Raw genomic sequence first — 14,066 nt, forward strand, 5'->3', positions numbered from 1 at the left:
GTGCCAAAGCTTACTTTATATGCTGAAAAGTTATTTTCGCATCCACCCTACCTCGAAAAAGGTAGCCGCCAGCCCTCAGGTGAAGGGCCAGGTATCGGATCACTGTCCCCTACCATAGTCCTGCCCCCGACGTTTTGACTTGAGCATTTGCCCCCCCAATTTTCCGGCACAGAAAGAGATTCAGCGTCTATGTTTAGGGTATTGTGCAGAAATGGCATTAAAAGCGTCATCTGCCATCGATACAGTGACAACAAGGAAAGGCAGGAGTCGGTATGAAGGGAACTCGTTCACGGCTGATCGCGCTGGAGCCACGCCTGCTGTTCGATGGCGCCATGGCGGCCACCCCCGACCCCGCCAGCGATGGCGACGGTGGGAAACCCAACCAGCACCAGCCGACAGACGGCGACGGCCAGGCACCGGCCACCCAGGCTGACAGCCCCGCTGGCGCCGGGGCTCCCGCTCGCCACCTGGTGGTGGTGGACGCCCGCCTCTCCGACGCCCAGCGCCAGACGATCCGCGAGGGTCTTGCCGACGACGCCGAACTGCTCGAGGTGGACGCCGACGAAAACGGTATCGAGGCCATCACCGCAGCCCTGGCCGGCATGGACCAGGTCGAGAGCGTGGAGATCTTCAGCCACGGCGCCTCAGGACAGTTTCAGCTCGGCGATACCCGGGTCGGCAACGACACTCTCACGAGCCTGACGGCGAGCCTCGGCCAGTGGCGCGAGGCACTGACGGCCGACGCCGACCTGCTGCTCTACGGCTGTCGCATCGGCGCCACCGACGCTGGGCTCGAACTGGTGGAAGGTCTCGCCAGCGCCACCGGCATGGACGTGGGCGCCTCCACCGATGATACCGGCCACAGTGGCCTGGGCGGCGACTGGGAACTGGAGCGTCAACAGGGGCAAATGGCTGACGACCGTGGCGTGGCACTCGCCGCCCTGGCACCCTTGGATGGCCTGCTGGCCGACGCCGAGCCCATGGCGTCGCTCGGCGAATCTGCAACAGAGGTGCCGCTGGGTGAGGAATTTCAGTTCACCGTCAGCGTGTCCAATGCTTCCACTGCCCAGGAGGGCTACGCCCCCTTTGTCCAGCTGATCGTGCCCGCCACCGGCAAGGACGGCGCCGGCGCCGAGGTCGACGATGGCGTCATCATCACCTCGGCAAGCTACCTGGGGGGGGCAACTCGACCTCTACCAGGTGACCTTCGACGCCAACGGCGAGGCGGTGCACCCCCTGGCAAAGGACGCCAATGGCGACCCGATCACCGTGCTGGCCTCGGCCTATGGGGCCCAGGCCGGCGACACCCTGGTGGTGGCGGCACTACCCTTTGCCAGCCTGACCAGCGACCAGCCAAGCATCGACGTTACCTTTACCGGCGAGCTGAGCGAACTGGCCGATACCTCCCAGACCAACGGCAGTCCGAACCTGGTCATCCAGGCCATGGCCGGCTTCGAGCTTGGCAACGACGCCCTGTCCAACCCGGAACAGGACCCCAGCCTGATCGGTAGTGCGGTCGCCTTCACCATCACCCCCACGGTCATCGCGGTGGAGCAGAGCCTCGACATGAGCGAGGGCGACACCACCACCGGCGAGAACTACCCCCACAGCCTGGTCACCACGGTGCGCCCGGCAGGCGCCGGGGCCACCGCCCAGACCCTGACCGACGTGGTCATCACCCAGCCGGTGCCGACCAACGTTCAGGTCACCGCCATCGATCCCGGCAACGGCACCCTGACCTCCATCACCCTGGCCAGCGGTGGCACCTACACCGACGCCTCGGAGATCCAGGACTTGATCGACGGCGACGAATTTATCACCTCCTACACGGTGACCTACGCCAACCTCACCGAGGCCCAGTCCAGCCGGGTAGACTTCTATGTGCCGGAGACCGATGCCAACGGCGACCCTGTCCTCGACCCGGTGACCGGCAACGACAAGACGATCACCTTTGGCGCGCCGACCGGCAGCGGCGTCTGGCTGCCGCTGGACGATCGCGACCGCAATCCCGACGACCCCGACGGCAAGGTCAGTTTCGAGGGGACCGGCGATGCGCTGAGCTTCGTTGCCAAGTCGATCACCCTGGAAAAGACCGCCACCCTTGCCATCGATACCGGCACCAGCGACCTGACCCCGGGTGATACCCTGGAATACCAGCTGGAGATGGCACTGTCGGACTACTTCGCCTTCGGCGAGGACACTCAGCTCGACGGTCAGTTTGTCGTCACCGATACCCTCGGCAATGGCCAGACCCTCACGGGTACCCCGACGCTGATCCTCTACAGCGGTAATGACGCCACCACCATCGATCTGGTGGTCACCACCAGCGTCAATGCCGATGGCACCACCACCCTTGTCTTCGATATCGCCCAGTCGATCGAGAACGCCCTGGATGACCAGGCCTGGCTCGCCGGCGACGCCGCCTTCGATGGGGTGATCGACGCCGGCGCCACCCGTGCGCTGATCAGCTATCGCGCGGTCATCGATGACGCCTACGCGAACGTGACCGACCACCCTGCCATCAACGAAGGCGACAGCCTGGGCAATGCCGCCGAGGTCGATGCCACCCTGCTGCTCAACCCGAACAACCTGACCGGCGAGAGCGAGACCGACGACTCCAGCACAGCGCTGACGGTGCCCACCGGCCAGGTGGACATCGCCATCGAAGGAGGCGTCAGCGAACTGGCCCCCGGCGACCAGGTGACCTTCACCCTGCGCTACGAGCTGGTCACCGGCGACCACGAAAACTTCCAGTTGATCGCCTACCTGCCGCTGCCGCTGCTCGACACCTCGGGCATCGGCTGGACAGAAGGGACTGGCCCCGGCCAGTGGTCCCTGGCAGCGGACAACAGCTGGGCGGGCGATATCACCAGCGTAGCGAGCGGTCCCGGCAACGCCATCGTCTTTACCCTGGCAGACCTGACCACGACAGAGGCCAGCACCATCGCCCTGAGCTTTACCATGACGGTGGGGGATCAGCCCTTCGCCGATGGCCGCTCGCTGGATGTGCTGGCCGAATCGCGCCAGACCACCACTCTCGACAAGACAGAACTGGTGACCCAGGACGTGGTCAAGGTGCAGTCGGTGGCCGAGCCGGTCGTCACCATCACCCATGGGGTGGTGTCCTCGACCAACGGCAGCGTCAGCGGCACCAGCGGCAGCTGGAATGCGCCCGGCACGGCGGGTGCGCCCTTCACCGGCAGCATTACCGACCCGGCGGCGGTGGACGGCGACGTCACCGACATCGACGCCGGCGACACACTGCGCCTGGCCACGCTGCTCGAGAACACCGGCGGCGGTGGTGCCTTCGACGTGACGACCGAGATCGCGCTGCCCACGGACCTGGCCTTTGTCGGTGGCAGCCTGGGCGATGCCAACCTGACCCTGACGCTCGGTGACGGCAGCGTGCTGATCGAGGGCACCGACTACAGCGTCAGTGGCAACACCATCACCCTGCTCGACGACAGCGGCCAGGCCACCCTGCAGGCCGGGCGGGATGGCAGCGCCAGCGACGCCGCCGGCACCAACATCATCGTCATCACCTACGACGTGACCGTGGCCGCGGCGGTCAGTGCCAGTCGCACCCTCGGCACCACGGCAACGCTCACCAACTACGCCAGCGTCGACGGTGGCAGCGACTTTACCCCGACGGATCTCGATGACGACGCCACCCAGCAGGTGGCGGCGCCAACCATCACCACCACCTTCGCGGACGGCGGCGCCGCCACTGACGACGACTCAAGCGCCAGCCACACCGACGGCGCCGACCTGGTGGTCGGCGAGTCGATGCTCTACGACATCGTGGTGACCCTGCCGGAAGGCACTACCCAGAGCCTCGTGATCAATGACCTGATACCGCCGGGCATGGCGCTGGATACCAGCTTCAATGGCTCGGGTTATGAACTGATCACCCTGGCCGCCGACAGCGACAACCTGAGCGCAGACTTCGCCGGCAGCGTCTCCGTCAGCGCGCTTGCCGGCAGCGGCGGCACCCTGGGCGCTGACGGCGTCGATGCCCAGTACACCTTCAGCGCCGCCAGCGCCACCGGCGACAACGACACCGGCAACAACACCTTCGTGCTGCGGGTACGCCTGATCGCCAGCAATACCCTCGACAACCAGCAAAGTACCGAGCACGAACACAAGGCCAGCCTCACCTACCAGGACGTCGACGGTGATGAGGTCAACGGCAGCACCGCCGTGGATCGCGACGTCAGTCAGCCCGGTACGGGCCCGACCACCACCCTGGTGGAACCCACGGTCACCATCGAACAGGCGCTGACCACTCCTTCCGATCCGGGCCTTGGCGTCGATGCCGATGACCCCGTCAGCTACACCATCACCTTGTCCAATACCTCGGGAGTCGATGCCTTCGATCTGGACGTCAACGGCGACATCTCGCCCGAACTGGTGTCGCCCACCATCAGCCAAGTGACGACCAATGGCTCCGTCATTAACGTCAGCGGCGCCGACAATCCCTTCGAGATCACTGGCAACGCCACCGACGGCTATCAAGTCAGCGTCAAGAGTGGATTCGATCTCGACCTGGCGGACGGAGACGTCGTCACCCTGACCATCGAGGGGACGGTATCGGCCAATGCCCCCAACCAGGTGACGCTGGACAATTCGACCAGCGTGCAGTGGACCAGCCTCGACGGCGACCCGGCAAGCCCAGTGGTCGAGCGCACCGGCGCCGACGGCGAGCCTGGCGTCAATGTCCTCAATGACTACCGGACCAGCGATACCCTGGCGATACCGGTGGCGAGCTATCTGGATATTTCACGCATCGGTGGCCTTGCCAGCACCGGCGACGCCAGCGACAGCCAGGCCGCCAGCAACGACGTGGCGGTGGGCGAGATCATCCGTTATAGGGTGGTAGCCCTGGCCCCCGACGGCGACAACCAGTCCTACAAGCTTGAGGTTACCCTGGATTCGGGCCTGTCCTTTGTCGACTTTGGCGATAACCGCATCAACCTGGCACTGATCTCCGACGCCGGGGGGCTGTCGAGTTCGGCACTCGACATTCGGGGCATCGGTGATGACTTCAACGAGGCCGGCGACGAGACCAGCGCCCTGGCCCAGGCACTGACCCTTGGCCAGGCGGTGTCACCCACGGCAATACAGCTGCACGCTGCCGGCATCCTGACCATCACGACCGTTGGCGGCAAGCAGGTGCTCACCTTTGACTTCCGCCGGCTCGAAAACAGCGAAACCGCCGACGCCAATCGCGAAGGCATCTCCATCGACTTCAACGTGCGCGTCGACAATGTGTCGGGCAATCAGTCAGGCGACCAGCTCGCGGTGGTGGCAAGGGAACTGATTGACGCGAGCGGAGGCGGGGCCGACACGGTCCGGGGCGAGAGCGCCACCCTGATCGAACGTATCGTCGAGCCGTCCTTCACCGACATGACCAAGACGGTGGTGGCCTTCGATCCCGCCCCGGATGACACCACCGGTACCGCCAGCGTCACCGTTGCCTTTACCCAGAACGGCGGCATGCCCGCCTATGACGTCAAGCTGACCGACGCCTTTCCCTCGGGCAGCGGTTATGTCATCGACAGTGTGGTCATCGATGGCCAGAGCTACAGCCTGGGCGGCCTGCCGGCAGGAGTCACGGCCAGCGCCACCGCCTCGGGAATCGAGCTCACCTTTGCACAGCTCGAGCCGGGCAGCGAGGTCAGCGTGTCCTATCGCCTCGAGGTACCCAACGATGCGGTAGTGGCGGCCACCGCCGCCGAGGCCCGTCTTGCCTGGTCCAGCCTGCCCGACGACGGCAGCTTCGATGGTTTTGGTGGCAGCGATGTCGGCGCCGACGGCACGGCAACCGGCGAGCGTACCGATGCCGACGGCAGCGGCGGGCTCAATGACTATGTGTTGACCGCCGGGGCGAGTCTCGGACTTGTCGAAGGCACGCTGTGGAATGACACCCTTTCCGCCGACGCCAGCACCGCACCCGATGGCGATGGCCTGGCCGGCGTCAGTGTGACCCTGACCTGGGCAGGCAGCGATGATACCTTCGGCAACGCCGACGACGTCAGCTACACCACGCTCACCGACGCAAACGGCAACTACTCCTTCGGTGTGCTGGCCAAGGGCAGCTATCGGATCTCGGCCAGCGAAAGCCTCACCGACGCCACCTCTGGCGAGCTGAAGGCGCGCCTCGACTCAGATGGCGGCACCTTCGGCGACGGCAGCCTGTCGTTGATCACCGGCGCCGTCGACGGTGCCACCACCTTCGACGCCAATATCGGCTATGTCGAACTCAACGACGCCCCGGTCCACGCCTTGCCGGCCTCGCCGGCCTCCGGCAACGAAGACACCGAATTTGCCATCTCCGGCATCTCGATTGCCGATCCCGACGCCCTGACACCCGGTACCAGCGGGGCCCAGAACCTGACCACGACGTTGAGTGTGAACAACGGCACCCTGAACGCTTCCAGCGCCGGTGGCGCCAGTGTGTCAGGCAGTGGCACCAGCGAGCTGATCCTCACCGGCAGCGTCACCCAGATCAATGCTGCCCTCGCCACCCTGACCTATACCGGCAACGCCAACTTCAACGGCAACGATACCCTGACCATCGTCACCAGCGACAACGGTAACTTCGGCGACCACCCGGACACCGGCGACGGCACCCCCGGCGAGAGCGCCGACGCCCTGACCGACCGCGATACCCTGGCCATCGAAGTGATCGCGGTCAACGACGACCCCATCGCGACCAACGACAACGCCATCGCCGTGGAGGCCGGGGGACGCTTCAATCTCGGCGGTATCGATCCCAACGGCCTGGTCATCCTCAATGATACCGACGCCGACCTCAATGACGCCGACCCCGACGTGCTGACGGTGGTCCGGGCGGGCACCACTGCGGGCTCACTGCAGGCGGTCAACAGCGACCCCGCCTCACCTACCCTTATCGTCGGCACCTACGGCACCCTGGTGATCTCCTCGAGCGGCTCGGCGGAGTACCAGCTCGACAACGACAACCCCGCCGTAGAGGCCCTGAGGCTGAGCGGTAATACACTGCCCGAGTCCTTCGTCTATGAAATCAGTGATCGCGCGGGCGTCACCTCCCAGGCCACCATCACCATCACCATCCAAGGCGCCAACGACGCCCCGGTGGGCGTCGACGACAGCGGCGTGGCCATCGAGAAAGGCGGCATCAACAACGCCACCGCCGGCCAGGACGCCAGCGGCAATGTGCTGAGCAACGACACCGACGTCGACCTCAACGGCGAGAGCAAGGCGGTGTCCGGGATCCGCGTTGGCGATGAGCCTCTCGGCGTCTTTACCGACGTAAGTGGCGCCACCGACGTGTTCGGCAGCTACGGCATCCTGACCATCACCCCCGATGGCAACTACCGCTACGTCGTCGAGGACGATACCGCGGCGGTCGAGGCCCTGGCGGCAGGCGAGACCCTGAGCGAGACCTTCAGCTACCGGATCACCGACGCCCTGGGACTCGATGACATCGCGGTGCTGACCATCACCATCGAAGGTGCCCAGGACAACCCCGTCGCCACCGACAACACCACCAGCGCCCAGGCACCGTCCACCGACGGTGCCACGCCAGCGGTGGACGGCACCGGCAATCTGATCGGCGATAACGACGGCGATGGCGTCGACGTTGACGTCGATGCGATCGACCAGGGCGCACTCTCCATCGGCGCCATTCGCCCCGGCAGCGTGGCGGCCGGCGGCGCCATGACTAGCCTCGGCGGTATCAGCGCCAGCGTCGATGGTCAGTACGGGCGCCTCACGGTAAACGCCGACGGCAGCTACCGCTACGTGGTCGACGGCGACAACGCCGCCGTACAGGCCCTGGCGGCAGGCGCCACCCTGAGCGAGATATTCACCTACCGGCTGATCGACAGTGCCGGCAATCCAGACCTGGCCGAGCTGGTGGTCACCGTCACCGGCGCCAACGATCCGCCGATCTCGGTGGCCGACAATGCCATCGCGGTGGAGGCCGGGGGCACCGCCAACGCCACCCCAGGCGTCGACCCTACCGGCAATGTCCTGACCAACGACAACGACGTGGATGGACAGCCATTGAGTGTCGATCAGGTCCGCTTCAACGCTACCACGGTGGCCGCCGGCCAACCGCTGGCCGGACGCTACGGCACCCTGACCCTTAACACCGACGGCAGCTTTTCCTACGTGGTCGATAACAGCAATCCGACGGTGGAGGCCCTAAGAACCGCCAACGATACCCTCACCGAGGTCTTCGTCTACCGCAGCGTCGATCCCCTGGGCGTCAGTACCACGGCGCGCCTGACCGTGACCATTCAGGGACGCGACGACGCCCCGGTGGCCGCCGACAACATCGCCCTGGCGGTGGCCGACAGCGATCAGGGCACCGGCCGTGATCCCAGCGGCAATGTGCTCGACAACGACAGTGATATCGACGCCGGTGACCAACTGGCCGCGAGTGGTGCCCGCCCCGGCACCGAGGCCGCAGGCGGGGCCCTGTCCACCCCCAGCGCCGGCACGATAACCCTGACAGGCCAGTACGGCACCCTGTCGCTTGCCACCGACGGCAGTTACAGCTACGCGGTCGACCAGACCAACGCCGAGATCCTCGGGCTTGGCCCGCTGGAGTTCCGCCGCGACGTCTTCACCTACGAGGCCCGTGATCTGGCGGGACTGGTGGACCTGGCCGAACTGACGGTGTTCGTGCGCGGCCAGAACCAGGCGCCGCTGCCCGGCGCCGACGGTGGCCTGGCGGTGGAGGCCGGCGGCCGGGACAACGCCACGCCCGGGGCGGACGCCGTGGGCAATGTGCTCGACAACGACAGCGACGTCGATGGAGACATCAACCTCGGCGTCAACCTGCTCGGCCCCAATCTGACAGTGACCGGCGTTCGCACCGGCGATGACCCCAGCGCTGGCACCGAAGGCACCCTCGGCAACGCGCTTGTGGGCCGCTACGGCAGCCTGGTGATGGAGGCCGACGGCAGCTACCGCTACCAGGTCGATGACGACAACCCGGAGGTCCAGGCGTTGCGTCAAAGCGGTCAGACCCTGGTCGACGTCTTCACCTATGCACTGGAAGATCGCTGGGGCGGTCCCGCCAGTGCCAACCTGACGATCACCATCGATGGGCGTAACGACGCACCGACGGCCCGCGACGACAGCGGCGACGCCGTGGACATCGGCGGAGGCGCGAGCCGCCCCGACGCCACCGGCAATGTGCTGCCCAACGACACAGACGTCGACGCCGAGCGCTACGGCGAGACCCAGAGTGTCACCCTGGTGACCCAGGATGGCGTCACCGCGGCGCCCGGCGAGCGCCTGGCGGGCCGCTACGGCACCCTGATCATCGAGGCGGACGGCAGCTACCGCTACTTTATCGACCGCACCAACAGCGAGGTGCTGCGCGCCAGCGGCCTGGGTCCGCTGTTGCAGGAGGTCTTCGTCTACACCCTGACCGACCAGGCCGGCGCCAGCGACACCGCCACCCTGACCCTGACCCTGGATATCGCCGCACCCTATATTCCGATCAGGGATGGCGCCGGGCCCCATTTCCTGCGCCCGGACGATGGGCGCCAGTCGCGCGCCACCCTCGGCGATGTCGACCCGGTGGTCTACGTCACCCCGGAAGTCGAGCGCAACAGCCGTCAGGTCTTCGACTACCTGCGCCTGTCCCACGGCGCCCAGCCCTGGCTGGTCAGGCCGCTGGAGACGCAGATCCCGTCGCTGGCCAACGGCCTGGGGGAGGTGCCAGGCCAGTACGTGCTGCGCGGCGTAGCCTTGAGTCGCCTATATGCCGAGCAGGATCAATTGCTGCTGCTGGGCCGCCACGGCCGCACCGATCTGACGGCGGATGGCCTGCTGGCCGATCCCTCCGTCTACGCTCCCACCCGTGAACAATTGCTGAACAACGCCTCTGGTGCCGACAGCGAACCGACGATTCCGACGCGAAGCTCGACGCCGAGCGACGCTCAACCTGGCTCGGCCGAGGCGCCGAACCGCAACGCGGCAGATGACGGCCGGCCTGAGCTGCCGCCGGGGGCCGAATGGATCGCCGATGGTGACCAGGGCGATCGCCTCGCGTCGGCAGCGCTGGCCCAGGACGGCTGGCGCGGGCCAGATGAGACCTCCGGCGCTTCTCCGCGGGTGGCCTCGGGCTTCCGCGCACAACTGACGGCCATGGCCGGCTCCACCGCGCCGCTGCGAGGGGAGCACGACCTGTGAGATTCGAACGACAAGGACACCGCATGCATCGACTACCGCTCACCACGCTGGCGGTCACCGCCGGCCTGACCCTGAGTGCCTGCTCCAGCCTCGAGCCCCAGCCCTTCGACGCCACCGAGATCCGTCAGCGGGCGATCAGCGACCAGGCCCAGATGTATCGCCTGCAGGAGCCGCTCAATCAGCCGGTCACCTTCTACGAGGCCGCCGCCCGGGCACTCAAGTACAACCTCGACTATCGCCTGAAGCTGATGGAAAGCGCCCTGGCCTCGAACCTGCGTGACGTCTCGCGCCATGAACTGCTGCCACGCATCGTCGCCGACGCCGGCTACAGCGATCGCAGCAACGACTCCGGCGGCACCTCCATCGGTATCGAGGACGGCGAGGAAAGCCTGCGGCCCTCCACTTCGGAGCAGCGCTACCGTTCCACCGCGGGCCTTGGCCTGTCCTGGAGCCTGCTCGACTTCGGCCTGGCCTACTACGAGAACCAGCAGAAGGCCGACCAGATGCTGATGGCCGAGGAACGTCGGCGCAAGGTCGCCCAGAACGTGCTGCGCGACGTGCGCAACGCCTACTGGCGGGCGCTGGCCGCCCAACGCCTGATTCCTCGTCTCAATGTGCTGCTGGCGCGCACCGAGGTAGCGCTGGACGCCGCCCGTGAGGCCCAGCGCCAGGGATTGCTGCCACGACAGGAGGTGCTGGCCTACCAGCGCGCCCTGCTCGACTCCACCACCCTGCTGACCGCGCGCCGCCAGGATCTGGAGCTGGCCAAGACCGAACTGGCCGCACTGATGTCGCTGCCCCCCGGTACCCGCCTGATCCTGGCCGACGAACCGGAACCGGATCTTCCCCCGGACGTCAGCGATATCGAGCGCCTGGAACAGCTGGCGCTGCAGCACCGCCCGGAGATCATGGAGGAGTGGTACCGCAAGCGGGTCAACCAGAACGACCTGGAAGCCGCCAAGCTCAGGCTGTGGCCCAACGTCACGGTCAGCGCGGGCATCGAGTACGACTCCAACGACTACCTGTACAACAACGACTGGACCGAGACCGGCGTCAATGTGTCCTTGAACCTGTTGAAGCTGTTGTCCTATCCCGATCTGAACGAAGCCCAGGACACCCAGGGTGATGCCGACGACCTGCGCCGTACCGCGCTGTCCATGGCGGTACTGACCCAGGTTCGGGTGGGCGCCCTGCGCTACCACCTGGCCCGCGAGGAGCTCGAGTACAGCGACGAGAGCCTCGAGGTGGACGAGGACCTGCTGGCCTACGCCAAGGCCGCGGCCTCCTCTTCCATCGGCTCGGAGCTTGAGGTGATTCGCGCCGAGAGCCGCTACCTGCTGTCCCAGTACCAGCGCGAGGCGGCCTACTCCCGCGCCCAGGCCGCCTGGGGCCGGTTGTTCAACTCGGTGGGCCTGGACGTGCTGCCCGAGACCGTCGCCCAGCACGATGTACAGACCCTGGCCAGCGAGATCGAACGGATCATGACCACCCACGAGCGCCAGGGCATCATTGCGCCTCACCCGGGCCAGCCACCGGCGCCAGCCGGCGGGCCCACCCTGGAGCCGCGTCGCCCGCAGCCGGGGACAGGCGCCGATGAGGGGGGCACCGATGCCGTCTAGTCGCCTTCGCCCGCGCTCGGCCGGGATGTTCCTCGGCCTCGCACTGCCCCTGCTCGGGCTGTCGGCGCTGGCATCGGCCCAGCAGTCGGCACCTCAATCGACCCAGCAGCCGATACAGGAGAACCGAAGCGAGCTGACCATGCGCGCCCTGCTGGCCCCCCAGCAGGAGGCGACCCTGTCGAGCCGCATGGAAGGCACCCTGGACGAGCTGGCCGTGTCGCTGGGTGCTACGGTGGCCGAGGGCGATGTGCTTGCCCGCTTCGACTGTCGAATCGAACAGGCCCGGGTCAACGTGGCCAATACCGAACTCGGCGTGGCCCGGCTCAACAGCCAGGCCAAGGACCGCCTGCGCCGCCTGGACGCGGTGGGCGATCTCGAGGTGGCGCTGGCCCGCGCGGAGGTCGACAAGGCCCAGAGCGCCTTGAACCTTGCCGCCGTCCAGAGTGATCGCTGTACCTTGAAGGCGCCCTTCACCGGGCGCATCGCCGCGGTACATGTCAAGCCCTTTCAGACCATGGCCGCCGGTACGCCGATCGTCGATCTGGTCGGTGATGGCCCTCTCAAGGTCAGGCTCAATGCGCCCTCGGCGCACCTGGCCGAGCTCGGCGAAGGCCAGCCACTCAGTCTTGACGTCAGCGAGACCGGCAAGCGCTACCCCGCCACGCTCAGCGCGGTGAGTGCCCGCATCGATGCGGTGGCCCAGACCGTCGAGCTCGAGGCACGCCTCGACCAGGCCCATGACGAGCTGATGCCGGGCATGACCGGGCGTGCCACCCTGGTGGCCGAATCGCCCACCACAGAGGACAGCGACGAAGGCACGCCATGAGCGCCAGCGAACACCCACGCCCGGCGTCGCTGGCGTCATTGAGCCTGGCCCTGCGAGATCGCGCGCTGGACGCCGACTCGCGCACCACCCTGGCCTTCTCCATCGCCAACGACCCCTATCCGCTGCTGCGCTTTCGTCAGGCACTGGTGGTGGAGGGCCGCGCCCGAGGCGCGGTCAGGCTGCGCTGTGTCTCGGGGCTGGCCACGCCCACCGAGCGCACCCCCTTCGTCAACTGGGTGGAAAGGCTCGGCGCCTGGCTGCTCGATCAACACGACGTCGATGGCCCCAGGCTGCTGCTGCGCGATCAACTTGAACTCCCCGACGACCTATCCGAAGGCTGGGCCCAGTGGTGGCCAGAGGTGCTGTGGCTGGTGCCGCTGGGTCCCGGCGGTGCCGACGCCGACCGAAAGTCGACCACCGACCATGCCTGGGCGCTGTTTCTGCTCGAGCAGCCGCCGCCCCAGGCGCTGCGCCAGCAGCTCGGTGGCCTGGCCGCCACCTGGCGCTACTGCTGGCAGGCCCTGGCGCCACGCCGACGCGCCTGGCAGCTACCGCGTCGTCGGCTCGGCTGGCTGTTATTGGTTGCAGTGATCGCCGCGATGTTCCTGCCGGTGCGCCAGTCGGCCCTGGCCCCGGCCGAGATCGTGTCGCTGGACAGCGCCGCCATCACCAGCCCGCTGGACGGTGTGGTGGCCGAGATGCTGGTAGAGCCCAACTCACGCGTCGAGGCCGGCACCCCCCTGTTTCGCCTGGACCGTAGCGAACTCGAAGGCCGCGCCGAGGTACTCAGGCGTCAGCTCGAGGTGGCCAGCGCCGAGCTCGACGCCGCCGGCAACCTGGCCTTCGACGACCGCTCACGGCTCGCCGACATAAGTCGCCTGAGGCGCCAGCAGGCACAGCGCCTGGCCGAACTGGAGGCACTGGAGGCCAGGCTCGAACGCACCCTGGTGACGGCTCCGACGGCGGGAGTCGCGGTCTACAGCGACCCCGACGACTGGGAAGGACGCCCCGTCGCCACCGGCGAGCGCATCCTGCGCCTGGCCGACCCCGATCAGCCGGCGGTGGAGATCCAGCTGGCCGCCGCCGACGCCATCACCCTGGCAGCGGGGGCCGAGGTCAAGGTGTTCCTCAGCGCCCGGCCGCTGGAACCGATCGGCGCGCAACTCACCCAGACCAGCTACGAAGCCTCGACCGACGCAGATGGCGTCGCCGCCTATCGCCTGCTGGCCGAGCTTGCGCCGACCGAGGTGAAAGACAGCGCCGGACAGAGCCTCGACCAGGGGACCGATACCCAGGCCGACTCGACAGCGAACAAGGTACGCCTGGGGCTGCACGGCACCGCCAAGGTCTACGGCGAAGAGGTCAGTCTCGGCTACTACCTGCTGCGCCGGCCGCTGTCGGCCCTGCGCGCCTGGACGGGGTGGTAG

At 67.1% G+C, this 14,066-nt stretch carries 5 protein-coding genes; all 5 read left to right on the top strand.

The features are described from left to right. Positions 1-272 precede the first annotated feature (272 nt). Positions 273-1,511 carry a DUF4347 domain-containing protein gene (locus NFG58_RS10780; protein WP_348826461.1) on the top strand — a complete coding sequence of 413 codons (1,239 nt, stop codon included), beginning with the start codon at positions 273-275 and terminating at the stop codon, positions 1,509-1,511. A 3,985-nt stretch (positions 1,512-5,496) separates the two neighbouring features. Then, a complete protein-coding gene (locus NFG58_RS10785) occupies positions 5,497-10,194 on the top strand; it encodes a VCBS domain-containing protein (RefSeq protein ID WP_348828128.1) in 4,698 nt (1,565 codons plus the stop codon). Positions 10,195-10,217: 23 nt separating this feature from the next. Beyond that, the gene (locus tag NFG58_RS10790; protein ID WP_348826462.1) at positions 10,218-11,813 is read left to right on the top strand and encodes a TolC family protein; all 1,596 of its coding nucleotides are present in this window, start codon (positions 10,218-10,220) and stop codon (positions 11,811-11,813) included. Then, positions 11,803-12,639, top strand: coding sequence for an efflux RND transporter periplasmic adaptor subunit (locus tag NFG58_RS10795; protein WP_348826463.1), 837 nt, complete (start codon positions 11,803-11,805; stop codon positions 12,637-12,639). The genes NFG58_RS10790 and NFG58_RS10795 overlap by 11 nt, the downstream gene beginning before the upstream one ends. Then, a complete protein-coding gene (locus tag NFG58_RS10800; RefSeq protein WP_348826464.1) occupies positions 12,636-14,066 on the top strand; it encodes an HlyD family efflux transporter periplasmic adaptor subunit in 1,431 nt (476 codons plus the stop codon). Before NFG58_RS10795 ends, NFG58_RS10800 begins: the two co-directional genes overlap by 4 nt.

This window comes from Halomonas sp. RT37, assembly GCF_040070525.1.
In the GTDB taxonomy this organism is placed as follows: domain Bacteria; phylum Pseudomonadota; class Gammaproteobacteria; order Pseudomonadales; family Halomonadaceae; genus Halomonas; species Halomonas litopenaei.

What these genes read in the sequence shown, in the direction of transcription:
- NFG58_RS10795 (WP_348826463.1), top strand. Translation starts at nt 11,803, where the DNA reads ATGCCGTCTAGTCGCCTTCGCCCGCGCTCGGCCGGGATGTTCCTCGGC.
- NFG58_RS10790 (WP_348826462.1), top strand. Translation starts at nt 10,218, where the DNA reads ATGCATCGACTACCGCTCACCACGCTGGCGGTCACCGCCGGCCTGACC.
- NFG58_RS10785 (WP_348828128.1), top strand. Translation starts at nt 5,497, where the DNA reads ATGCCCGCCTATGACGTCAAGCTGACCGACGCCTTTCCCTCGGGCAGC.
- NFG58_RS10800 (WP_348826464.1), top strand. Translation starts at nt 12,636, where the DNA reads ATGAGCGCCAGCGAACACCCACGCCCGGCGTCGCTGGCGTCATTGAGC.
- NFG58_RS10780 (WP_348826461.1), top strand. Translation starts at nt 273, where the DNA reads ATGAAGGGAACTCGTTCACGGCTGATCGCGCTGGAGCCACGCCTGCTG.